Origin of the sequence: Geodermatophilus bullaregiensis (genome assembly GCF_016907675.1) — a bacterium.
Lineage (GTDB): Bacteria > Actinomycetota > Actinomycetes > Mycobacteriales > Geodermatophilaceae > Geodermatophilus > Geodermatophilus bullaregiensis.
Genome location: NZ_JAFBCJ010000001.1, coordinates 1266147 through 1288117 on the forward strand (window position 1 = coordinate 1266147; position 21971 = coordinate 1288117).

Annotated in this window: 28 protein-coding genes; 18 read left to right on the top strand and 10 right to left on the bottom strand. The window is 75.9% G+C overall.

Annotated elements, in window-relative coordinates; all coding sequences use genetic code 11:
- Positions 1-6 precede the first annotated feature (6 nt).
- The gene (locus JOD57_RS05815; protein ID WP_204691024.1) at positions 7-954 is read right to left on the bottom strand and encodes a hypothetical protein; all 948 of its coding nucleotides are present in this window, start codon (positions 952-954) and stop codon (positions 7-9) included.
- Positions 955-1101: 147 nt separating this feature from the next.
- Between JOD57_RS05815 and JOD57_RS05820 the strand changes: the two genes are divergently transcribed.
- From JOD57_RS05820 to JOD57_RS05835, 4 genes are all read left to right on the top strand, one after another.
- Positions 1102-1359 (top strand): UBP-type zinc finger domain-containing protein, encoded by a 258-nt coding sequence (locus tag JOD57_RS05820; RefSeq protein WP_204691025.1) that lies wholly within the window; start codon positions 1102-1104, stop codon positions 1357-1359.
- The gene (locus JOD57_RS05825) at positions 1359-2930 is read left to right on the top strand and encodes a Na+/H+ antiporter (RefSeq protein ID WP_239568212.1); all 1572 of its coding nucleotides are present in this window, start codon (positions 1359-1361) and stop codon (positions 2928-2930) included. Before JOD57_RS05820 ends, JOD57_RS05825 begins: the two co-directional genes overlap by 1 nt.
- A gap of 112 nt (positions 2931-3042) precedes the next feature.
- A complete protein-coding gene (locus tag JOD57_RS05830; RefSeq protein ID WP_307824499.1) occupies positions 3043-3486 on the top strand; it encodes an arsenate reductase/protein-tyrosine-phosphatase family protein in 444 nt (147 codons plus the stop codon).
- Positions 3487-3621: 135 nt separating this feature from the next.
- Complete coding sequence (locus JOD57_RS05835; RefSeq protein ID WP_204691026.1) at positions 3622-3777, top strand: hypothetical protein; 156 nt, start codon at positions 3622-3624, stop codon at positions 3775-3777.
- Between the two features lie 15 nt (positions 3778-3792).
- Here the strand turns inward: JOD57_RS05835 and JOD57_RS05840 are convergent, their stop codons facing one another.
- The 3 genes from JOD57_RS05840 to JOD57_RS05850 form a co-directional block, all read right to left on the bottom strand.
- Entirely contained in the window at positions 3793-4164 is a 372-nt protein-coding gene (locus JOD57_RS05840; protein ID WP_204691027.1) for a VOC family protein, read from the bottom strand.
- A gap of 111 nt (positions 4165-4275) precedes the next feature.
- Positions 4276-5508: an MFS transporter gene (locus JOD57_RS05845; RefSeq protein WP_204691028.1), complete on the bottom strand. Its 1233-nt coding sequence runs from the start codon at positions 5506-5508 to the stop codon at positions 4276-4278.
- A gap of 85 nt (positions 5509-5593) precedes the next feature.
- Positions 5594-6556: a LysR family transcriptional regulator gene (locus JOD57_RS05850; RefSeq protein ID WP_204691029.1), complete on the bottom strand. Its 963-nt coding sequence runs from the start codon at positions 6554-6556 to the stop codon at positions 5594-5596.
- Between the two features lie 108 nt (positions 6557-6664).
- On the opposite strand from JOD57_RS05850, the gene JOD57_RS05855 reads away from it, so the two are divergent.
- The 7 genes from JOD57_RS05855 to JOD57_RS05885 all read left to right on the top strand — a co-directional run bounded on the left by JOD57_RS05855 (position 6665) and on the right by JOD57_RS05885 (position 12838).
- On the top strand, positions 6665-7675 hold the full coding sequence (locus JOD57_RS05855; RefSeq protein WP_307824500.1) for a cyclase family protein: 1011 nt from the start codon (positions 6665-6667) through the stop codon (positions 7673-7675).
- Between the two features lie 9 nt (positions 7676-7684).
- Positions 7685-8815, top strand: a complete 1131-nt coding sequence (locus tag JOD57_RS05860) for an FAD-dependent oxidoreductase (RefSeq protein ID WP_204691030.1) — start codon at positions 7685-7687, stop codon at positions 8813-8815.
- Positions 8816-8828: 13 nt separating this feature from the next.
- Positions 8829-9767, top strand: a complete 939-nt coding sequence (locus JOD57_RS05865; protein ID WP_204691031.1) for a VOC family protein — start codon at positions 8829-8831, stop codon at positions 9765-9767.
- Positions 9767-10735, top strand: coding sequence for a fumarylacetoacetate hydrolase family protein (locus JOD57_RS05870; RefSeq protein WP_204691032.1), 969 nt, complete (start codon positions 9767-9769; stop codon positions 10733-10735). The genes JOD57_RS05865 and JOD57_RS05870 overlap by 1 nt, the downstream gene beginning before the upstream one ends.
- Before the next feature lie 12 nt (positions 10736-10747).
- Complete coding sequence (locus tag JOD57_RS05875; protein ID WP_204691033.1) at positions 10748-11932, top strand: alpha/beta hydrolase family protein; 1185 nt, start codon at positions 10748-10750, stop codon at positions 11930-11932.
- 2 nt (positions 11933-11934) lie between these two features.
- A complete protein-coding gene (locus tag JOD57_RS05880; RefSeq protein ID WP_239570026.1) occupies positions 11935-12330 on the top strand; it encodes a VOC family protein in 396 nt (131 codons plus the stop codon).
- A 91-nt stretch (positions 12331-12421) separates the two neighbouring features.
- On the top strand, positions 12422-12838 hold the full coding sequence (locus JOD57_RS05885) for a PaaI family thioesterase (protein WP_204691035.1): 417 nt from the start codon (positions 12422-12424) through the stop codon (positions 12836-12838).
- 14 nt (positions 12839-12852) lie between these two features.
- Here JOD57_RS05885 and JOD57_RS05890 read toward each other — a convergent pair whose 3' ends face one another.
- Positions 12853-13665 carry a sulfite exporter TauE/SafE family protein gene (locus tag JOD57_RS05890; protein ID WP_204691036.1) on the bottom strand — a complete coding sequence of 271 codons (813 nt, stop codon included), beginning with the start codon at positions 13663-13665 and terminating at the stop codon, positions 12853-12855.
- Between the two features lie 199 nt (positions 13666-13864).
- On the opposite strand from JOD57_RS05890, the gene JOD57_RS05895 reads away from it, so the two are divergent.
- The gene (locus tag JOD57_RS05895; protein ID WP_204691037.1) at positions 13865-14155 is read left to right on the top strand and encodes a putative quinol monooxygenase; all 291 of its coding nucleotides are present in this window, start codon (positions 13865-13867) and stop codon (positions 14153-14155) included.
- A gap of 34 nt (positions 14156-14189) precedes the next feature.
- Here the strand turns inward: JOD57_RS05895 and JOD57_RS05900 are convergent, their stop codons facing one another.
- A complete protein-coding gene (locus tag JOD57_RS05900) occupies positions 14190-15071 on the bottom strand; it encodes a dioxygenase family protein (protein WP_307824501.1) in 882 nt (293 codons plus the stop codon).
- A 3-nt stretch (positions 15072-15074) separates the two neighbouring features.
- On the bottom strand, positions 15075-15752 hold the full coding sequence (locus JOD57_RS05905; protein WP_204691038.1) for a GTP cyclohydrolase II: 678 nt from the start codon (positions 15750-15752) through the stop codon (positions 15075-15077).
- 87 nt (positions 15753-15839) lie between these two features.
- On the opposite strand from JOD57_RS05905, the gene JOD57_RS05910 reads away from it, so the two are divergent.
- The gene (locus tag JOD57_RS05910) at positions 15840-16337 is read left to right on the top strand and encodes a MarR family winged helix-turn-helix transcriptional regulator (protein WP_204691039.1); all 498 of its coding nucleotides are present in this window, start codon (positions 15840-15842) and stop codon (positions 16335-16337) included.
- Here the strand turns inward: JOD57_RS05910 and JOD57_RS05915 are convergent.
- Positions 16334-17125, bottom strand: a complete 792-nt coding sequence (locus JOD57_RS05915) for an SDR family oxidoreductase (RefSeq protein WP_204691040.1) — start codon at positions 17123-17125, stop codon at positions 16334-16336. The two genes, JOD57_RS05910 and JOD57_RS05915, sit on opposite strands and share 4 nt — an antisense overlap.
- Positions 17126-17300: 175 nt before the next feature.
- Here JOD57_RS05915 and JOD57_RS05920 point away from each other — a divergent pair, with 175 nt between their 5' ends.
- Complete coding sequence (locus JOD57_RS05920) at positions 17301-17558, top strand: hypothetical protein (RefSeq protein WP_204691041.1); 258 nt, start codon at positions 17301-17303, stop codon at positions 17556-17558.
- Positions 17555-17983, top strand: a complete 429-nt coding sequence (locus JOD57_RS05925) for a hypothetical protein (RefSeq protein WP_204691042.1) — start codon at positions 17555-17557, stop codon at positions 17981-17983. The genes JOD57_RS05920 and JOD57_RS05925 overlap by 4 nt, the downstream gene beginning before the upstream one ends.
- Before the next feature lie 42 nt (positions 17984-18025).
- Here JOD57_RS05925 and mgrA read toward each other — a convergent pair whose 3' ends face one another.
- The gene (gene mgrA / locus JOD57_RS05930; protein WP_204691043.1) at positions 18026-19060 is read right to left on the bottom strand and encodes an L-glyceraldehyde 3-phosphate reductase; all 1035 of its coding nucleotides are present in this window, start codon (positions 19058-19060) and stop codon (positions 18026-18028) included.
- Positions 19061-19292: 232 nt separating this feature from the next.
- On the opposite strand from mgrA, the gene JOD57_RS05935 reads away from it, so the two are divergent.
- From JOD57_RS05935 to JOD57_RS05945, 3 genes are all read left to right on the top strand, one after another.
- Positions 19293-19469: a hypothetical protein gene (locus JOD57_RS05935; protein WP_204691044.1), complete on the top strand. Its 177-nt coding sequence runs from the start codon at positions 19293-19295 to the stop codon at positions 19467-19469.
- Between the two features lie 166 nt (positions 19470-19635).
- A complete protein-coding gene (locus tag JOD57_RS05940) occupies positions 19636-19785 on the top strand; it encodes a hypothetical protein (RefSeq protein WP_204691045.1) in 150 nt (49 codons plus the stop codon).
- Positions 19786-19818: 33 nt separating this feature from the next.
- Complete coding sequence (locus JOD57_RS05945) at positions 19819-20742, top strand: ketopantoate reductase family protein (protein ID WP_204691046.1); 924 nt, start codon at positions 19819-19821, stop codon at positions 20740-20742.
- Here the strand turns inward: JOD57_RS05945 and JOD57_RS05950 are convergent.
- Entirely contained in the window at positions 20709-21929 is a 1221-nt protein-coding gene (locus tag JOD57_RS05950) for an MFS transporter (protein WP_204691047.1), read from the bottom strand. The two genes, JOD57_RS05945 and JOD57_RS05950, sit on opposite strands and share 34 nt — an antisense overlap.
- Between the last annotated feature and the right edge of the window lie 42 nt (positions 21930-21971).

The following is a 21971-nucleotide window of genomic DNA, read 5'->3' on the forward strand; positions in this document are numbered from 1 at the left end:
GACCGCCTACCCCTCCAGCGGCGCCCGCTCCAGCTCCTCCACCCGGGCCGCGGCGCGGTCGTGCTCCGCGGCAGCCCGCTCGGCGGCCCGGTCGGCGGAGGTGGCCCGCCGCCGGGCCCGGCCGGCGTCGCCCTCGGCGGCGGTCGCCTCCTCGCGGACACGGGTCAGCTCGGCGGCCAGCTCCTCGGCGCGGTCGAGCAGCTCCTGCTGCCGCTCGGCGGCGCGGGCGGCCCGGTCGTGCGCCGCCCGCGCGGCGTCGGCCGCCTCCTCCGCGGCCGCGGCGGCCGCGCGTGCCTCCTCCCGGGCGGCCTCGACCTCGCGTCGGCGGCGCTCCTCCGCGGCCCGACGGCGCTCCTCCGCCGCGCGGCGGGCCCGCTCGTCCTCGCCGGACCGCGACCGGCGGGCCGGCGCCTCCGCCGGTGTCGCGGGGCGGGCCGGCCGCGGCGGGGGGACCACCCGCAGGTCCGGCCGCGACCCGAGGCCGGGGCCCAAGCCCTGGTAGGACAGCGCGCCGGTCAGCCGGCCGGCCAGCAGCGCCTCCCCGGCGTCCGGGTCGGCCAGGGCGGCCCGCAGCGTCTCCTCGACCTGGCCGGCGACGGCCTCGCTGAGCGGGTGCCCCAGCCGCGCCGCCAGCACCCGCGCCTGCCGGGTGAGCGCGGCCAGCAGGCGGGAGCGCTGGGTGCCCAGCGCCCTGAGCTCGTCGCCGGCCAGCGTCTGCTGTGCCTCGCGGAGCAGGTCGCCGAGCTCGACCAGCCCGGCGATCTCGTCGGGCCGGTCGCGCACCAGCGCGTTGCACGCCCACGCGGCGGTCGAGGGCCGGCCCAGCGCGCCGATCTCCCCGGCGAGGGCGCGGTCCCCGGCCGCACGGGCCCGCCGGGCGGCCTCGGTGCGGGCGGCCACGAACTCCCCCGGCGGCAGCCCGTACAGCTCGTCGGCGACCTCGTCGAGGTCCACGGCACCTCCTCGACCGGCCGGACGTCCCCGCCAACCTGCCACGACGCCCGGGGGAGGCGCCGCCGGGAAGACACCGGGCACGGGACGGCGTTGCCGCCGTCGTCGTGCGGGTGGTCGACTCGCCGCGACGACGAGAGGGGTGGCGGGATGACGACGTGCGGACACCTGGACCAGATCCGGGACGTGACGCCGGACTCGACGGAGGGCTGCAGCGACTGCCTGGCGATCGGCTCGGGCTGGGTGCACCTGCGGGAGTGCCTGACGTGCGGCCACGTCGCGTGCTGCGACTCCTCGCCGAACCGGCACGCGACCGCCCACGCCGACGGCAGCGGTCACCCGATCGTCCGGTCCTTCGAGCCGGGTGAGGACTGGCGGTGGTGCTACCCGGACCAGTCGCTGGTCTGATGGAGCTGCCGGTCATCGCCCTGCTGGCCGGCTCGTTCGCGGTCACCGCGCTGGCGCGGCGGCTCGGCGTCTCGCCGCCGCTGGTCCTGGTGCTCGTCGGGCTGGGTCTGTCCTCCGTCCCCGGGGTCCCGGACTACGCGCTCGACCCCCAGCTGATCCTCACGCTGGTCCTGCCGCCGCTGCTGTACTCGGCGGCGCTGGACAGCTCCTACCTGCGGCTGCGCGCCAACCTGCGGCCGATCGGGATGCTCGCCGTCGGCGCGGTGCTGCTCACCACGGTGGCCGTCGGGCTGGCGGCGTGGTGGCTGGTGCCCGGGCTGCCGCTGGCCTCGGCGCTCGTGCTCGGCGCCGTCGTCGCGCCGCCGGACGCCGTCGCGGCCACCGCCGTGGGCCGCCGGCTGGGCCTGCCGCGCAAGGTGACGACCATCCTCGGCGGCGAGAGCCTGGTCAACGACGCCACCGCGCTGACCCTCTACCGGGTCGCCGTCGCGCTGGCCGCCGGTGCCGGCTACGGCATCGTCGAGGGGCTCGGCGTCTTCGCGCTGGCCGCGGTCGGCGGCGCGGCGATCGGCTGGGGGCTCGGCTGGCTGGTGCACCGGGTGCGGCTGGCCCTCGGCGACGGCGTGCTGGAGAGCGCGCTCGGGCTGCTGGTCCCCTTCGTCGGCTTCGTCGTCGCCGAGGAGGTGCACGCCTCGGGGGTGCTCGCCGTGGTGCTGGCCGGCCTGTACCTCGGCCACCGCTCGCCGCAGGCCGACCCGGTCGCCCGGCTGCAGGACCGCGCGGTGTGGAAGGCCGCCGACACGCTGCTCGAGGCGACGGTCTTCGCGCTCATCGGCCTGCAGCTGCCCACCGTGCTGGAGGGCATCGGGCCCGGGGTGGCCACGCTGACCGCGGTGGGCCTGGCGCTCGTCGGCGTCGCGTTCCTCGCCCGGGTGGCCTTCGTCTTCCCCACCGCCTACCTGCGGCCACTGGCCCGCCGCCGTCCCGGCTGGGTGTACCCGCCGTGGACGCACGCCGTCGTCGTCTCCTGGGCCGGCATGCGGGGGGTGGTCTCCCTCGCCGCGGCGGCCGGCATCCCGCTCACCACGATGTCCGGCGAGCCGTTCCCCGGGCGCGCGGAGGTGCTCTACCTGACCTTCGTCGTCACGGTCGGCACGCTGCTGCTGCACGGGCTGACGCTGCCGGCCGTCATCCGCCGGCTGGGCGTGCAGGGATCCGAGGACTCCGCCGACGCGCTCGCCGAGGCGCAGGCGCAGTCGGCCGCCGGGCGGGCCGCCGCCGCCCGGCTCGAGGAGCTCGACGACGGCGACCCGCTGCACGCCCAGGCGGTGACCGAGCTGCGCCGGCGCATCGAGGCGCGCACCAACGCCGCGTGGGAGCGGCTCGGTGGGCCGGTGGCCCACGGCGGGGAGACGCCGAGTGCCCGCTACCGGCGGCTGCGGCGGGCGATGCTCGAGGCCGAGCGGGAGGTGTTCGTGTCCCAGCGCGACCAGCGGCGCATCGACGACGAGGTGTTCCGGCGGGTGCAGCACGAGCTGGACCTGGAGGAGGTCACGCTGCTGCGGGAGTGAGCTGGCGCACGCGCGGGCGCGGTGGCACGGTGTACCCGGGAGACGGCGTGGTCCCCCGGCCGGACGACGTCCCGCCGCGCCGGCGCACCGCCGACCTCTCCCGGAGGCAGCCGTGGTCCCCTCCCCCGCCAGTCAGCCCAGCGCCGTCCCGTCGCCGGTCGGCCCACCGACGGTCCTGTTCGTCGGCGCGCACGACGCCGCGACCTCGCAGATGGCCGCCGCACTGCTCACCACCCGTGCCGGTGGCCGGGTGCGCGCGCTGTCGGCCGGGTCCGCGCCCGCGGTCCGGGTCGACCCCGCCGCGGTCGCCGCGATGGCCGAGGTCGGGGTCGACCTCACCGCCCGCTTCCCGAAGCCGCTGACCGCCGACGCGGTGCACCTCTCCGACGTCGTGGTGGTCCTCGGCGGGGCCCAGCCGTGCCCCCTGCTGCCCGGGACGCGCTACCTCGACTGGCCGGTCGAGGACCCCACCGGCCGCGACGTCGCGGGCGTCCGGCCGGTGCGTGACGAGCTGGACCGCCGGGTGCGCGGGCTGCTCACCGAACTGGCCGACTGACCCGCCGGGCGGCGCCCGGGCACGGCGGGGAGCGGGTGCTCCCGCGCCGCACCCGGGGCGGCGCGAGCCGGCCTGCGCGCACCCGCTCGGGCCTAGGCTGGCCGCACCCACCCCGACGGCGTCCCGGAGGTCACCGTGCTGCTGCGCCTGCTCGGTCTGCTGCTGGTCGTCTGGCTGGTCGTGACCGTGATCGGCTGGGTCGTCGAGGGCCTGTTCTGGCTCACCGTCGTCGGCCTCGGGCTCTTCCTCGTCACGGCCGCCGTGGGCATGCGGCGACGCACCGGCTCCTGACCCGGCCGGCGGCGCTCAGGCGGGTGCGGGCGACCGGCTGCTGAGCACGAACCCGTTGCCGTCGGGGTCGCGGAACACCGCCTGCCGGCCCCACGCCTCGTCCGACGGCGGTCCCTCGACGGGCACGCCCACCGCCGACAGCCGCGCGAACGCCGCGTCGACGTCGTCGACCTCGAACACCACCCCCTGCAGGGACCCGGGCGGCATCTGCTCGAACCAGGTGACCAGCGACAGCGACGTCCCGCTGCCGGGTGCACCCACCTGCACCCAGCGCATCCCAGGGGCGAACTCCGCGTCGGCGAGCACCTGCAGGCCCACCTGGCCGGTCCAGAACCGGACGGCGGCCTCCTGGTCGCGCACGGGGACGGAGACGACGGCGACGTCCACGGGGACCTCCTCCGACGACGGGGAGCCGGAGGGCCCAGTCCACGACGACCGGGTGCCGGCGTCAAGGCGCCCCGGCCCCGCGGACGCGGGTGCCGGGGCGCCGCGCGGACGTCAGTGCGCGACCGGTCCGACCGGCTCGACGGGGCGGGCGGGCCGGGCCAGCCGCACGGCGACCGCGGCGAGCACGCTGACCACGCCGAGGACGACGAGCGCCGCGGTCAGGCCGCCCAGCGCCCCGCTGAGCGCGAGCACCACCAGCGGGCAGACGAACTGGCCGAGGAAGACCGCCGAGGTCCAGACGCCGGTGCCGCGGCCGCGCTGCTCGAACGACAGCGGGCCCAGCGCCCAGGTCAGCAGCGAGGGCAGCAGCAGGCCGTTGCCGAGGCCGGTGACCACCGCCGCGACGACGACCGCCGGCACCGTGTCGGCGACGCCGAGGGCGACCAGCCCGACACCGGAGAGGGCGAAGGCGGCCGGCACGGTGACCGCCGGGCCGAGCCGGGCCACCCGGCCGAAGGAGAAGGCGCCCACGGCGGTGCCGAGGGAGCCGATGGCGCTGATCGCACCGATGGCGCCGGTGGACTCCACGCCGATGGTGTCGAGCGTGAAGGACAGCTCGACGATCAGGACGTAGAAGACCAGACCGCCCACCAGGGTCACCGCGACCGGCACGGCCAGCTGCGCCCAGGGCAGGCGGGGCAGCCGCCGCGAGCGGGCGAGCCGCGGCGCGGGCTGCCAGACGTACCGCGCCGCCAGGGCGGCCAGCGGCAGGCTGACGGCGTAGAGCCAGAACGGCGTCCGCCAGTCCTGGGCACCGAGCGCGCCGCCGACACCGAAGAAGACGGTCGCCGAGACGGTGGTGAACACGACCTGCAGGCCGAAGTAGCGCTCGCGCGCCGGGCCGGAGAAGTAGTCGGCCAGCAGCGTGGTGCAGCAGGTCATGATCGCCGCCTCGGTGAGGCCGACGAGCACGCGGCTGGCCACGATCAGCTGCAGCGAGTCCAGCCACAGGGGTGCGGTGCCGCAGAAGGCGTAGGCGACCAGCGAGCCGACGAGCAGCCGCTTGCGACCCACCCGGTCGACGATGCGCCCGGCGATCACCGCGGTCAGCCCGATGACCAGCGCCGGCGCGGTGAGCACGACCGGGGTCAGCGTCTCCACCCCCGCGGTGCCGGCGAAGGCGTCCTGGATCCGCGGCAGGACGGGGGCCAGCAGCACTGCGCCCAGCACGGACAGGCAGCTGGAGAACAGCAGCACCAGCGCCTGCGCCCGGCCAGCAGGGCGGCCGGTGGCGGGGTCGACGGCGACCTCGTCGGCGGGGGGTGCGGCGTCGTGGACCGACACGGGCGTCTCCGGGGGGACGGGTGCCGGTCCCGGTGACCGGCATCACTGGACGGCGAGTGTCGGCACCGCGGCGCGGGAGCGGAAATCACTTCTCCCGGGGTGCGGTATCAGTCAGGTCGATGCCCTCCCGGGCGCCGGGCGAGACGGCCAGCTCGGCGGCGCGCGAGACGACGTCGCGCAGGTACCGGTGCTCGGGGTCGTCGTCGTAGACGGGGTGCCACCACATCGCCTCCACCAGCGGGCCGGCCTCGAACGGCGGCGGCAGCGCCCGGATGCCCGAGCCCAGCGGCAGCAGGTCGACCAGCCGGCGCTGCAGGAGCGCGATCCGGTCGCTGCCGGCGACCAGCGCGGGCACGGTCAGAAAGCTCTCGTTGACCACCTGCACGCGGGGCTCGATGCCGAGCTGGCGCATCTGCCGCGCGGCCGGGGTGGACGCCGTCTGGCCGTGGTAGGTGGCCACCCACGGCAGCGCCTCGAGGTCCGCCACGGTCAGCCCGCGCTCGACGACCGGGTTGTCGGCGGCGACCACGCACACCCACTCGTCGCGGTAGAGGTCGCGGTGGGACAGGTCGGTGACGAACCCGTGCGGCAGCAGCAGCAGGTCGGCGGTGAGCAGCACCTGGTGGGCGCTGTCGACGACGGCCGGCGAGTGCGGGGTGAGCCGCAGCCGGGTGTGCGGCGCCTCCTCCGCGAGCAGCCCGGCGATGGTGTCCCCGAGGACGACGACCACGTAGTCGCTGACCAGCACGGAGAACTCTCGGGTCGACGACGCCGGGTCGAAGCCGGGCTGGGCGGTGAAGACCCGCTCGACACCGGTGAGCGCCACCCGCACCAGCTCGCGCAGCTGCACCGCGAGCGGCGTGAGCCGGTACTCGTTGCCGACCCGGGTGAGCAGCTCGTCGCCGAAGTGGCGGCGCAGCCGGGCCAGCGACGCCGACAGCGCCGGCTGCGACAGCCCCATCTGCGCCGCGGCGCGGGTGACGCTGCGCTGCTGGAGCAGGGCGTCGAGGGACACGAGCAGGTTGAGGTCCAGGCTCGCGAGGTTCACGGCGCCGACGGTATCGGCGCCGTCGATGCCCCTCATCAGACATCTCGTCTTCCCCTCCCCCGCACGGATGACCGACGGTGGTCCGCGTCACGACGAGGAGGACGCGACGTGCCCGACCGCACCTGGCTGGACCCTGCAGGGCTCGACCGCACCGACCCCGAGGGGGCGATCGCCGCGGCCGCGAAGCGCTGCTCGAACTGGGGCCGCTGGGGCACCGACGACGTGCTCGGCACGCTCAACTTCCTCGACGACGCCAGGCGCGCCGACGGTGCCGCGCTGGTCCGCCGCGGGGCGAGCTTCTCGCTGTCGCAGCGCTTCGACGCCGACGGCCCGCAGAAGGGCTGGCGCCGCCGCACCAACCCGGTGCACACCATGCTCGACACCGGCACCGACGCCGAGCGCGGCGTGCAGGGCTTCCCGCACGGCATCGGCGGCGCCGACGACGTGATCGCGATGCCGCTGCAGGCCTCCACCCAGTGGGACGGCCTCGGCCACATCTTCGACCACGGCAACGCCTGGAACGGCCGCCGCGCCGGCGACGTCGTCACCAGCCTCGGCGACTCGGTGACCGGCATCGAGACCGCCGCCGACCGCATCGCCGGGCGTGGCGTGCTGCTCGACGTCGGCCGGGCGCTGGGCACCGACGGAGAGCTGCCCGACGGGTTCGCCATCACCCCCGCCCACCTGGAGGCCACCATCGCCGCGCAGGGCGACACCGCCCGCGTGGGCCGCGGCGACCTGCTGTGCGTGCGCACCGGGCAGCTCACCCGCGCCCTCCGCTCGGTGGCCGCCGGACGGGGCTGGGGCGACTACGCCGGCGGCCCCGCGCCCGGCCTGAGCTTCACCAGCGCCGACTGGCTGCACGCCACCGAGATCGCCGGCATCGCCACCGACACCTGGGGCTTCGAGGTGCGGCCCAACGAGTTCGACGTCGCCTTCCAGCCGCTGCACCAGGTCGCCATCCCGCACATCGGCCTGTTCCTCGGCGAGCTGTGGGACCTCGACGCCCTCGCCGCCGACTGCGCCGCCGACGGCGTGTGGGAGTTCTTCCTCACCGCCGCTCCGCTGCCCGTGACCGGCGCCGTCGGCGCCCCGGTCAACCCCATCGCCGTCAAGTAGGAGACCGCCGTGCCCGCCGTCAACAGCGTGCTCGTGGTCGGGGCCGGCCTCGCCGGTGCCGCCACCGCCATCCGCCTGGCCGAGGCCGGCGTCGCCGTCGACCTGGTCGAGATCAAGCCCGACACCGCAGCGCTCGGCTCCGGCATCACCCTGCAGGGGAACGCGCTGCGCGAGCTGCGCACCCTCGGCGTCTGGGAGGAGGTCTCCGCCGCCGGCTACGCCTTCGACGTGACCGGCATCCGGGCGCCCGACCCGGACGGCACCGTCGTCGCGGAGATCCCCGACGCGCGCACCGGCGGCCCGGACCTGCCGGCCGCCATGGGCATGCCCCGGCCGGAGCTGGCGCGGATCCTCACCGACCGCGCGACCGAGGTGGGCGTCGAGGTGCGCTGCGGGACCACGCACACGGTCCTCGCGCAGGACGACGCCGGCGTGGACGTGACCTTCGCCGACGGCTCGACCGGCCGCCACGACCTCGTCGTCGGCGCCGACGGGCTGCGCTCGTGGACCCGCCGGGCGATCGGCGTGGAGCTGGAGACCAGGCCGGTCGGCATGGGCATCTGGCGCGCGTTCGGCCCGCGGCCGGCGAGCGTCACCCGCACCGACCTGTACTACGGCGGGCCCTCGTTCATCGCCGGCTACTGCCCGACGAGCGAGGACTCCCTCTACGCCTACGTCGTCGAGCCGGCGCAGGACCGCTCCACGCTCACGCCCGAGGAGCAGCTGGCCACGATGAAGGAGCTCGCCGCGGCCTACCACGGGCCGTGGGACGAGATCCGCGAGCAGCTCACCGACCCGGCCCGGGTGAACTACACCTGGTTCGAGACGCACGTGCTGCCGGCGCCGTGGAACCGCGGCCGCGTCGTCCTGATCGGCGACGCCGCGCACACCTGCCCGCCGACCATCGCGCAGGGCGGGGCCATGGCCCTCGAGGACGCCGCCGTCCTCAGCGACCTGCTGCTCAGCCGCGACGCGCTCGACCAGGACCTGTGGGACGCCTTCCACGGCCGCCGGTTCGAGCGCGCGAGGACCGTCGTCGACGCCTCCAACCAGCTCGCCCAGTGGCAGCTCGAGCACGTCCGGGGCGACATCCCGGGGCTCATGCGCTCGATCGCCCAGCTCGTCGCCCAGCCCGCCTGAATCGAGGAACCCCGTGACCCAGCGACTGATCACCCACCTGCGGCACGTCGACCTCGCCGTGCCCGACTTCGGCAAGCAGCTCGACTTCTACACCGGCACCTGGGGCCTGACGGCCGAGCACAGCGACGCGGGCCTGGCCTTCCTCGCCGCCGAGGGCAGCCCGGAGCAGTACGTCGTCCGGCTGCGCGAGTCCAGCGACAAGCGGATCGACCTGATCTCCTTCGGCGCCGCGAACCGGGCCGACGTCGACACGCTGGCCGGCGGCCTGGCCCGCGACGGCGTCCAGCTGGTGCACGAGCCGCGTGACCTGCAGACCCCCGGCGGCGGCTACGGCTTCCGGTTCTTCGACAACGAGGGCCGCACCGTCGAGATCAGCTCCGACGTCGCCGTCCGGCAGCACCGGGCGATCGAGGAGGGCGAGTCGATCCCGGTCCGCCTCTCCCACGTGGTCGTCAACTCCGCCGACCCCGAGGGCACCCGCGCCTTCTACGAGAAGCACCTGGCCTTCGCCCTGTCGGACACGCTCATGCACCCGCGGATGGGCGAGATGATGTGGTTCATGCGGGTCAACGCCTGGCACCACTCCATGGCGATCGCCCGGGGCCCGCACCCCTCGCTGCACCACGCCAGCTTCGAGATGCGCGGCATCGACGAGTACATGCGGGGCACGGGTCGCCTGCTGCGCGCCGGCGTCGAGAAGATCTGGGGCCCGGGCCGGCACATGGCCGGCAACAACACCTTCAGCTACTTCCTCGACCCGCACGGCAACACCGTCGAGTACACGACCGAGCTCGAGGTCCTCGACGAGGACACCTGGCACCCGCACGTCTACGACTTCAGCGACCCCGAGGTCTCCGACCAGTGGGGCACCGCGAACGCGATGAACGAGTTCGTGGCGAAGAAGTCGTTCAACGACCCCGACGAGGGTCTGTTCGTCGCCCCGCCGGTCTGATGCGGTTCGCCACCTGGGAGGCGGACGGCCGGGTCCGCGCCGGCGTCGTCAGCGACGCCGGGCTGCACGAGCTCCCCGCCCGGACGACGGTGCTCGACCTCGTCCGGGCGGGGCTGCCCGCCGCGCTGGAGGCCGGTGCCGAGGCACTGCGCGGACCGGCGGTGCCGGTGTCCGAGGTGCGGCTGCTGCCGCCGCTGGAGGCGCCGACCGTGCGCGACTTCGTCGCGTTCGAGGAGCACGTCGAGGGCGTGCGCAAGGCCATCGACGGCGTCGCCGGCGTGGTCGAGGAGTGGTACCAGGCGCCGACGTTCTACTTCACCAACCCGTACGCGCTCGTCGGCGCGCACGACGACGTCGCGGTGCCCCCGGGCTCGCAGCGGTTCGACTTCGAGCTCGAGGTCGCCGTCGTGGTCGGCCGCGACGGCGCCTCGCTGTCGCCGGAGGCCGCCCGAGAGCACGTCTTCGGCTACACGGTGCTCAACGACTGGTCCGCCCGCGACCTGCAGGCGCGGGAGATGCGGGTCAACCTCGGCCCGGCCAAGGGCAAGGACTCCGCGACCACGCTCGGACCGTGGCTGGTGACCGCCGACGAGCTCGAGCCCTACCGCGACGAGGAGGGCTTCCTGGCCCTCGACATGCGGGTCTCGGTCAACGGCACCGGGGTCGGCCAGGACCTGCTCTCGAACATGGGCTGGCCGTTCGAGGAGCTGATCAGCTACGCCTCGCGCGGCACCCGGGTCCGCGCCGGTGACGTGCTCGGCTCGGGCACCTGCGGCAACGGCGGCTGCCTGGCCGAGCTGTGGGGACGGCGCGGGGAGTCCGCCCCTCCCCCGCTGCGGCCCGGCGACGTCGTGGAGATGACCGTCGAGGGCATCGGCACCATCCGCAACCGCGTCGTCGAGGGCGCCGACCTGCCACCGGTCCGGGCCGCCCGCCCGCGGCCCCGTACCCGCACGCGCACCGCCTGAGAGGAACCACCCGTGTTCGAGTACTTCCCCACCGGCCCCTACACCTGGAACCTCAGCGTGGTCGCCACGCTGAACTCCGGCGGGCTCATCGACGAGGTCGACCGCGCGTGCCGGCCGATCAAGGACGCCGCGAACAACGGCGAGGACGCCGGGACGCCGAACTTCCTGCGCGCCTGGACCACCCTGACCGACCAGCTCGTCGGCCAGGCCGAGGAGGCGGAGAAGGCCGGGCACACCCGCACCGCCGGGCAGCTGTGGTTCCGCGCCAGCAACTACCTGGCCCAGGCCGAGCGGATGCTGGCCCACTCCGACCCGAACCGGGTGCCGACGTACCGGCGGATGCTCGAGCTCGCGCAGAAGGCGTTCGAGACGCACAGCCCGCGGGTCAGCCGGGTGGAGGTCCCCTACGAGGGCACCACGCTGCCGGCCTACCTCAGCCGGGCGCCGGCCGCCGACGACGGTCCCGTGCCGGTGGTGGTGCTGGTCAACGGGCTGGACTCGACCAAGGAGCACATGTACGCCTCCAGGCACTGGGAGGAGCTGGCCGCGCGCGGGATCTCCTGCCTGATGCTCGACCAGCCCGGCACCGGCGAGGCACTGCGCCTGCAGGGGCTCACCGGGCGCGTGGACGCCGAGGCGTGGGGCGCGGCGGCGGTCGACTTCCTGCAGGCCCGCGACGACGTCGACGGCGACCGGATCGGCGTCGTCGGCTGGTCGCTGGGCGGCTACTACGCGCCCCGCGCGGCGGCCTTCGAGCCGCGGTTCGCGCTGTGCGTGGCCTGGGGCGCCAACCACGACTGGGGCGCGGTGCAGCGCCGCCGGCGCGAGCGCGAGGGTGAGCGTCCCGTGCCGCACTACTGGGAGCACGTGCTCTGGGTGTGGGGTCACACCGACCTCGACGAGTTCATCGAGTTCGCCGACCAGGTGAACCTGGAGGGCACCGTGGAGCGGATCCGCGTGCCGTTCCTCGTCGCGCACGGCGCGAACGACCGGCAGATCCCGCTGGAGATGGCCCACCGGTCCTACGACCAGGCGGTCAACTCCCCCAAGCGGGAGCTGCGCGTGTTCACACCCGACGAGGGCGCGACCGAGCACATCGGCCTGGACCACCTGCCCCACGTGAGCACCTTCATCGCCGACTGGGTGGCCGACACCTTCGCCGAGCTGGCGCACCGGAAGGCCGGGGCGGCGTCGTGAGCATGCTGTTCGTCAAGCTCCCGGTGCGCGACCTGGCGGCGGCCCGGGCGTTCTACGAGGCCCTCGGTTTCCGGATCGAGGAGACCTCCTCGGACGAGGGCGAGGCCGCGGTGGTGCTGGGCGAGGAGATCGTCGTCGCGCTGCACACCCGCGAGCGGTTCGCCGACCTCGTCTCCGGGGCGGTGGGCGACCCGGTGCAGGGACCGACGGCGGTGCACTGCCTGACCGCGGACAGCCCCGCGGCGGTCGACGAGCTCGTCGGCAGGGCCGTGGACGCCGGCGCCCGGCCCGGGCCGTCCGCGCAGGAGGAGGACGTCCGGTACAGCCGGACCTTCACCGACCCGGACGGCAACGCCTGGGAGATCGCCTGGATCGGTCAGCTGCACGTCGTCAACTGACCCGGTCGCCCCGCCGCCCCGGGGACGGCCGGGCCCCGGGCGGACCGGCCGTGCGAGGCTGCCCGTCGCCCCCGACGAGAGGTCCCCGCCCGTGCCGTCCCCCGACGTCGTCGCCGCCCGCGTGCAGGGCGTGCTCGACATCCCCCTGCACCGCTTCCTCGGCGTCCGGCTGCGCGACCCGGCCGAGCCGTCCGCGGGCATCTGGTTCCCGGTCGACGACGCGGCGCAGAACCAGGCCGCGCTGCTGCACGGCGGCGTCGTCTACACGCTGCTCGACGTCGCGGGCTTCCTGGCGCTGCTGCCCTCCCTCGGGGACGCCGAGCACGCCGTCACCCACGACCTGTCGGTGTCGCTGCTGCGGCCGGTGCGCGCCGGCGCGCGGGTCGACGTCACCGGCTCGGTCCTGCGCCGCGGCCGGGCAGTGGCCTTCCTGCGGTCCGAGGCCACGGTGGACGGCGTGGTCGTCGCCTCCGGCCAGGTCACCAAGAGCGTCGTCCCCGCGGGCTGAGGGGCGGGGGCCGGTCAGCCGAGCAGCGGGCGCAGGTTCTCCGTCCACACGTCCCAGCCGAGCCGGACGATCAGCGCCGTGACCACCACGAGGAACACCGCGCGGATGAAGCCGGTGCCGCGGCTGGTCGCCGTCCGGGAGCCGAGGTAGCCGCCGAGGGTGTTCGCCGCGCCGAGGAGCAGGCCCAGGCCCCAGACGACGGACCCGTGCGGCACGAAGAACGCCAGCGCCCCGAGGTTGGTGGCGACGTTGACGATCTTGGCCTTGGCGCTGGCGTTGAGGAAGTCGTAGCCCAGCAGCGACACCAGCGCGAAGACGAGGAACGAGCCCGTGCCCGGCCCGAGGACGCCGTCGTAGAAGCCGATCCCCGCGCCGACGGCGAGCGCGGTGCCGTGGTGCCGGCGACCGGCGTGCCGGAGCGCGGTCACCTCCCCCAGCGCCGGGCGGAACGCGGTGAACAGCGCGATGCCCACCAGCGCGAGGACGATGACCGGTTTGAACACCGGCGCCGGCAGCAGCGCGGCCACCGACGCCCCGCCGGCGCTGGCGGCCAGCGCGACCGCGGCCATGGGCAGCGCCGTCCGCAGGTCGGGGTGCACCCGCCGCTGGTAGGTGACCGCGCTGGTGGTGGTGCCGAAGACCGACCCCAGCTTGTTGGTGGCCAGCGCCTGCACCGGGGAGAGCCCGGGCACGAGCAGCAGCGCGGGCAGCTGCACCAGCCCGCCACCGCCGACGACGGCGTCGACCCAGCCGGCCGCCAGCGCCGCCACGAGCACGAACGCGAGGACCGACGGCGTCAGCCCGTCGGGGAGGAAGAACTCGCTCACCGGGTCCGCGTCCCCGCCCCGGCACCGCTCCCGCCTCCCCGCACGCCTGGCGTCCCCCTCTGCTCGTCGGGGGGCGAGCCTGCCCCAGGCGGGATGGCGGCGGACGGGCGGGGTCGGGTGTCCCCGGCTGTCACACTCACGCCGTGGTCGGCCCGCGCGGCGGGGCTCCGGCTGACGGCGGACGAGGCGAGGAGGACCGGTGGGCCACGTCGTGCGGGCCACGTGGACGGCGACCGGGGAGTCGGTGGACGCCGTCCGGTCGGCGCTGGCCGAGCTGGGGCCGCTGTCGCGGGAGGAGCCGGGCTGCCGGCACTGGATCGCCCACCAGGACCCGGCCACCCCGCTGGTGTTCGAGCTGTTCGAGGTCTACGACGACGCCGACGCCTACCGGGCGCACCAGGAGTCGGCGCACTTCCAGCGGCACGCCGTCCCCACCATCCCGCTGCTGGCGAGCCGGAAGCGGCTGTTCTCGGAGACCCTCGACCTCTGACGCCCCTCGACCTCTGACGCCGGGAGCGACCGCCTCAGGCGACCTGGAACGAGCGCCTGGCCAGGCCGATGAAGAAGCCGTCGATCGTCGTGGTGACGCCGGCCGCCGGGTCGGTGGCGGCACCGAGGGTGACGAACAGCGGCGTGAAGTGCTCCACGGTCGGGTGGGCGTAGCGAAGCCCCGGCGCCCGCAGCCGGAACCGCGCGAGCTCCTCGACGTCGCCGCGGTCGAGCGCGTCGGCGGCCCAGGCGTCGAAGTCCGCCGACCACTCCGGGACGGCGCCGCCGAGCATCTCCCGGGTGAGGTACGGCAGGCCGTGGGTCATGAACCCCGAGCCGACCACCAGCACGCCCTGCTCGCGCAGCGGCCGCAGCCGCTCGCCCAGGGCCAGCAGCGTGGCGGTGTCGTGCGTGGGCAGGCTCAGCTGCAGCACCGGGACGTCGGCCTCCGGGTACATGACCTTCAGCGGCACCCACGCGCCGTGGTCCAGGCCGCGGCCGCGGTGCTCGAACACGTGCGCCGTCCCCGGCAGGACCGCCCGCAGCTGCCGGGCCAGCGCACCCGCCTCGGGGGTGTCGTAGCGCATCCGGGAGTACATCGGGTCGAAGCCGCCGAAGTCGTAGACCAGCTCGGTCGGCACGGTGCTGGTGATGCCGAGGGAGTCCGACTCCCAGTGCGCGCTCACGATGAGGACCGCGCGCGGCCGGGGCAGGGCGCGGGCCCAGGCGGCCAGCTCGCGCATCCACGGCGCGTCCTCGAACAGCGGCGGGGCGCCGTGGCTCAGGTAGAGCGCCGGCAGCGGGCCGTCGTCCGGCGTCCAGGGGCGGTGCTCCCCGAGCCCGGCGACGTGCCGCAGGTGCGCGGCGAACGGGTGCCGCGGGTCAGTGCGCGCGTCGGCGGCGGCGGTGGTGTCCACGGGTCAGCCGGCCAGCGAGAGGTCGAGGGTGTGCGCGGTGTGGTCGCGCTTGACGGTCAGGTACCGCGCGTTGGCCGCGGACAGGTGCACGCCGGTGGCCACGCGCTCGGTGACGGCGACGCCGAGCAGCTCCAGCTGCAGCGCCTTGTCGGGGTTGTTCGACAGCAACCGGACCCGCCCGGCGCCCAGGGCCTGCAGCATCTGGGCGGCGACGGTGTAGTCGCGCTCGTCCTCGCCGCGGCCCAGGGCCAGGTTCGCCTCGTAGGTGTCCAGGCCCGCCTCCTGCAGGGCGTAGGCGTCGAGCTTGGCGTACAGGCCGATGCCGCGGCCCTCCTGGCGCAGGTAGAGCAGGACGCCGCCGGCCTCGGTGATCCGCTCGGCCGCCTCGCGCAGCTGCGGGCCGCAGTCGCAGCGCTGCGAGCCGAAGACGTCGCCGGTGAGGCACTCGCTGTGCGGGCGCACCAGCGGCGCCGGCCCGCCAGCGGCGGCCCGGTCCACGGCGCCGCGCCAGTCCCCCAGACCCAGCGCCAGGTGCTCCCTGCCGTCGGACAGGCCGGTGAAGGTGAACACCTCCGCGGTCGTGGCGTAGCCGTCGGCGAAGTGCAGCGGGACCGTCACCCGGGTGCGCACCGCCGCCGACGGGACCGGGGACACCACGTCGGCGCCGAGGGTGAGGGTCATCGCGACCTCCGGATTCGTTGTACCTACAACTGAGACGTTAGCGCGCAGAGGTTGAAGCTACAAGTACCTCGGTGGGACGATGTCGTCGTGGAACCGCGGTGGCTGGACGAGACCGAGATGGCGGCGTGGGTGCGGCTGGTCGCCGTCGTGGAGCTGCTGCCCGGCGTCCTCGACGGCCAGCTGCGCCGCGACGCCGGCCTGACGCACTTCGACTACCACGTGCTCGCGATGCTCTCCGAGGCGCCGGAGCAGACCCTGCGCATGACCGAGCTGGCGACGCGGACCAACGCCACGCTCCCCCGCCTGTCCCACGTCGTGCGCCGGCTCGAGGAGCGCGGGCTGGTCGAGCGGGCACCGTGCCCGTACGACGGCCGGGCCACCAACGCGCGCCTGACGCCGGCCGGCTGGGAGAAGGTGCGGGCGACGGCACCCGGGCACGTGGCCACGGTCCGGGAGCACGTGCTCGACGCGCTGACCCCCGAGCAGGTCACCCAGCTCGCGGACGTCGCGGGCGCGGTGCTCTCCCGGCTGGACCCCGACGGGCGGATGGCCGCCGCGACGGGGCTCCCGGCCGCCGGCCGCTAGCGCTCCCCGGCGGTCCTCCGCACGAGCTTGCGGACGCCGGCCAGCCACTTCTCCGGGGCGGCGGCCTTCTGCGCCCAGTAGGTGCCGACCTCGGGGTGCGGCAGGACGAGGAAGCGGTCCTCGGCCAGGCCCTCGACCACCGCCTGCGCCACGTCCTCCGGCGTGATGACCGCGCCCGACGCCGCGACCACCGAGGCCGCGGACCGGCCCTGCTCCAGCGGGTCGAGCAGCAGCGGGGTGGCGACGCCGAGCGGGCAGACGACGCTGACGCCGATGCCGCGGTCGCCGTAGGTCACCGCCAGCCACTCGGCCAGCGCGACCGCGCCGTGCTTGGTCACGGAGTACGGGGCGTCGCCGGGGGTGGTGAGCAGGCCGGCCGCCGAGGCGACGTTGAGCAGGTGCCCGCGGCCGCGCTCGAGCATCGACGGCAGCACCGCCCGCGCGGCGTAGACGTGGGAGAGCACGTTGACGGCGAAGACCCGCTGCCACTCCGACGTCTCGACCTCCAGTCCCCCGCCGGTGAACACCCCGGCGTTGGAGCAGAGGAGGTCGATCCGCCCGTGCGCGGCCAGCGTCGCCTCGACCAGCGCGGCGACGGCGGCCTCGTCGGTGACGTCGGTGGTGTCCGCCGTCCCGCCGACCTCCTCGGCCACCCGCTGGGCGGCCGCGCCGTCGCGGTCGCTGACCACGACGGCGGCCGCGCCCTCCGCGGCGAACCGGCGGGCCAGCGCGGCACCGATGCCGCTGCCCGCCCCGGTGACGACGGCGACGGCGTCCTGGAGATCCATGCCCGCGTCCTACCCCGAACCGCCGTCGACCGCGCAGGACCGCGCCCTCACGCCTGGGGCCGATCGCCGGGACCGGCGTCCCGGGGGAACCGAGCCGTCCGCGGCGCGTCGTGTGCGGCCGCGGGGGCACGGGTAGGGGCCCGCTGACCTGCACCTTCCAGCCCGGGGAGCCTCCATGACCACGCCCGAGACCACCACCCGCGACGCCGCCACCGGCCCGCGCGACATCAAGTCGCACGAGACCACCAGCTTCGCCGACCTCGGCAAGGAGATGTGGTCCTACCTCACCGGGAAGGGCGCCGCGATCAACTACGAGTTCGTCGACATGACCGTCGAGGTGCCGCGCGAGACCGGCCCCCAGGCGCCGCGGGCGACGTGGAAGCTGAACGGGACGCTGCGCATCACCACCGCCGAGAACGCCAGCCGCGGATGACGCCGGGGGGCGAGCGCGCCCTCGACGTGACCGCCGACCTCTCGCTCGAGGTCGATGGCGTGCCGGTGCAGATCCGGGCGTCGGGGTCCGACGTGTCGGTGACCTCCGGGGACGTCCGCCGGCTCGTGTCCGCGGTCCGGTCGGCCGGGGGCGCGACGACCCAGGGGACGCCGGGGCGGGCGCAGCTGGCCCGGGTGGCCGACACGCTCGCCGGCCACGGCCTCACCGCCCGGCTCGACGGGCCGGCCGGCCGGGTGCTGACCCTGGGTGCGGCGGTCGACTCGGCGGCCGGGGCCGGCCTGCTCGGGACGCGGCACGCACGCGTGCACCCGGCCGGCGCGCTGCGCAGCAGTGGGCCGGCCGGTCTGGCCGCCGCGGCGTCCCTGCTGCTGCTCCTGGCCGTCCTGGCGCGCCGGCGCCGCTGAGACCCGGGCCGGCCCGCATCCGTGGGCCGGCCCGGTGCGCCGTCAGGAGCCCGTGCGGGCCCCCGCCCAGAGGTCGATGCCGGCGTCGACGGCGTGCCGGTCGATGCGGGCGAGCTCCTCGTCGGAGAAGTCGAGCCGGTCCAGCGCCGCGACGTTCTGCTCGAGCTGGGCGACGCTGCTCGCCCCGATGAGCACGCTGGTCACCCGCGGGTCGCGCAGCGCCCAGGCCAGCGCCATCTGCGCGAGCTCCTGCCCCCGCTCGCGCGCGAGCTCCCCCAGCGCGCGGACGTGCGCCAGCGACTCCTCGCTGAGCAGGTCGGGCGAGAGCGACTTGCCCTGGCTGGCCCGCGAGCCCTCGGGGATCCCGTCGAGGTACTTGTTGGTGAGCATCCCCTGCGCCAGTGGGGAGAAGGCGATGCAGCCCGCGCCCACCTCCTGCAGCGTGTCGAGCAGCCCCTCGGTCTCCACCCAGCGGTTGAGCATCGAGTAGCTCGGCTGGTGGATGAGCAGCGGCGTGCCCAGGTCGGCCAGGATCGCCGCCGCCCGGGCGGTGTCCTCCGGCGAGTACGAGGAGATGCCGGCGTAGAGCGCGCGGCCCGAGCGGACGGCGGTGTCGAGGGCGCCCATCGTCTCCTCGAGCGGCGTCGTCGGGTCGGGCCGGTGGGAGTAGAAGACGTCGACGTGGTCCAGGCCCATGCGGCGCAGCGACTGGTCGAGGCTGGCCAGCACGTACTTCCGCGACCCGCCGCCCTGCCCGTACGGGCCGGGCCACATGTCCCAGCCGGCCTTGGTCGAGAGGACGAGCTCGTCGCGGTAGGGCGCGAAGTCGTCGCGCAGGTGCCGGCCGAAGTTGGTCTCCGCCGAGCCGTAGGGCGGGCCGTAGTTGTTGGCGAGGTCGAAGTGCGTGATGCCCAGGTCGAAGGCGCGGCGCAGGACGGCGCGCTGCCGCTCGAACGGGACGTCGTCGCCGAAGTTGTGCCAGAGCCCGAGGCTGATCGCCGGCAGGTCCAGGCCACTGCGGCCGGTGCGGCGGTAGGTCATCGTCTCGTAGCGGTCGTCGGCGGCGGTGTAGGTCATGCCCGGGTCCTGCCCAGGCGGCGCCGGGCGCAGTCACCCCACCGTCCGGGCGGCTGTCGGCCCCGCCCATCCTGGGCGGCGCACCGGTCGCCCGACGGCGGGTACGGAGCGGGCCCGGGGCGAACGGGGGTGGACACGGGTCAGGGAGTCGGCCGCGACACCGGGGTGAGCTCGGCACGGGCGCGGGACTCCACGTCACGGGGCTGCGTCGCGGTGCCCGAGCCGACGCCGCGTGACCGAGGCGGACGGCCGGCAGGTGCTGCCCGGCTGCCTGCTCGCGGTGCGCCGCTCGGCAGACGGCGACCTCGGGGCGGTCGTCGCCGTGCACGGGGACCCGCGGACCAACGTGCACAACCCCGCCGGACCGGACCGAGACCTCGCCGCGAGTCGTGCGCGGCTGTCGCCGTAGGGCTTGTCACTCCGGGCGCAGATGCCCCAGGCGTCCGCAGCCCCGGACCGCCAACCCCCACGCCCGCGTCGGCAGCTCCGCGGTCGTGGTGGCGCGCCCCCTGGGCGCCCGCCCTGCCACCTGCTCGACCCCACCCGTAGCGGCTCTCGAGCCGCGGACCGGCGAGGTGCAGGCGCTGCGCGGGCCGGCCTTCGCCTCGGTGCAGTTCCACCTCGAGTCGCTGCTGTCCCCGGACGGCGCCGACGTCCTGGCCGACCTCACCGGAGCACTGCTGGCCGGGCGAACCCGTCGGGACGGGCGCGCCGACGGCCGGTGACGCCACCCCCCGGCTCTGCTTGCATGACCGCCCATGAGCGGTGAACCGGCCCGGGACCCGTCCGACGCCCTGCGCGTGGCGGTGCTCGGCCCGGGCGGGGTCGGCGGCCTGCTGGCCGCGCTGCTGACCCAGGCGGGGGCGAGCGTGACCTGCCTGGCCGGCGCGCGGACCGTCGAGGTGCTCCGCACCCACGGGCTGCGGGTGGAGAGCCGGCTGCTCGGGGTCGTCACCACGCGGGTCGCGGCCGCCGAGCAGCTGACCGCGCCGGTCGACGTCTGCCTGGTCTGCGTCAAGGCCACGCACCTGGACGCCGCGCTGGAGCGGGTGCCGGCCGACGTGCTCGGCAACGCGCTGGTGGTGCCGCTGCTCAACGGGATCGAGCACGTCGCCGAGCTGCGGCGCCGCCGTCCGCGTGCCGCCGTCGTCCCGGCCGCGATCCGCGTCGAGAGCACCCGCATCGAGCCCGGTGTGGTGCGCCACGACAGCCCGTTCGTCACCGTCGACCTGGCCGCGACCGCCGGGCTCCGGGAGCGGGTGGACCGGCTGACCGGTGTCCTGGAGCGGGCCGGCGTGACGGTGCGGACCAGTGGTGACGAGGCGGCCGTGCTGTGGGGCAAGCTCGCCTTCCTCGCGCCGTTCGCGCTGCTCACGACGTCGGCACGGGCGCCCGTCGGCCAGGTGCGCCAGGAGCGGCGCGAGGACCTGCTGGCCCTCGTGCACGAGGTCGCGTCGGTGGCCCGCGCCGAGGGCGTGCCGATCGACGCCGAGCTGGTCGTGGCGTTCCTCGACAGCGTCCCCGAGGGCATGCGCTCGTCCATGCAGCGCGACGCCGCCGCGGGCCGGCCGACCGAGCTCGACGCGATCGGCGGGGCCGTCGTCCGGGCCGCCGGCCGCCACGGCATCGCCGTCCCCGTGACCGCCCGCTACGTCGCGGAGCTGCGCGCCGCGACCGACTGACCGGTCGCCGGCGGCCGGGTGGCCCCGGCGGCCAGCAGGCCCGCGGCCAGGACGACGAGCACCACGAGGAGCGCGTCCACGACGCCGACGACCTCGGCGACGAGGCCGATCAGCGGCGGCCCGGCGAGGAACGCCGTGTAGGCGATCGAGCTGACCACCGAGACCCGCGCCGCCGCCCGCACCGGGTCGTCGGCGGCCGCGCTCATGCCGACCGGGAAGCCGAGCGCGGCGCCGGCACCCCAGAGGACCGCACCGGCGACCGCCAGGGGCAGCGCCGGCGCGGTCACGAAGAGCAGCAGCCCGAGGACGGCGGTGACGCCGCCCGCCCGCAGGGTGGCCACCCGCCCCCACCGCTGCAGCAGCGCACCGCCGAACAGTCGGACGGCGGTCATGGCGGCGACGAAGCAGGCGAAGCCGACGGCGGCGGTGGCCTCCGAGACGCCCTGCCCGTCGACGAGCGCGACGGCGAGCCAGTCGTTGGCGCTGCCCTCGGTGAACGCGAACGCCAGCGTCAGCACGCCGACGAGCAGGGTGCGCGGCTCGCGCCAGGCGCGGCCGACGCCGGAGCCCTGCCGGCGGGCGACCGCCGACTCGTCCGGGTCGGCGGGCAGGAAGGAGCGGACGGCGAGGGCCACCGTGCCGAGCGAGAGCACCGCGACGAGCACCAGGTGCGCCGCCAGCGGGAAGGCCAGCGCCGCGGCCGCCGCGCCGATCAGCGCACCGGCGACGGTGCCGAGGCTGAAGCCGGCGTGCAGGCGGGGCATCAGCGGCCGGCCGAGCCGCTGCTCGACGGCGGCGCCCTCGATGTTCATGGCGACGTCCCAGCCGCCGACACCGACGCCGATCAGCGCCAGCCCGGCGCCGGCCAGCGGGACCGACGCCCAGCCGAGGGCCGCGCCGAGCAGGACCAGGCCGGTGGTGGCGACGGCGGCACCGGCCAGCACGCCGCGGGCCGGGCCGATGCGGTGCACGACCGGGCCGGTGGCCGGCAGCGCCACCGTCGACCCCGCCGCCACGCACAGCAGCAGCAGGCCGAGCCCGGCCGCCGACAGCGACAGCGTGTCGCGGGTGGCCGGGACGCGGGAGATCCACGACGCGAAGGCGAACCCGTTGACGACGAAGGCGACCGCCACGGCGGTCCGGGCGCGCCGCACCCGGACGGCGGCTGTGGTGTCGGTGGGCCGCACGGCACTCCCTCGCGTCGTCGGATCCACCGCACGGTACGGGCG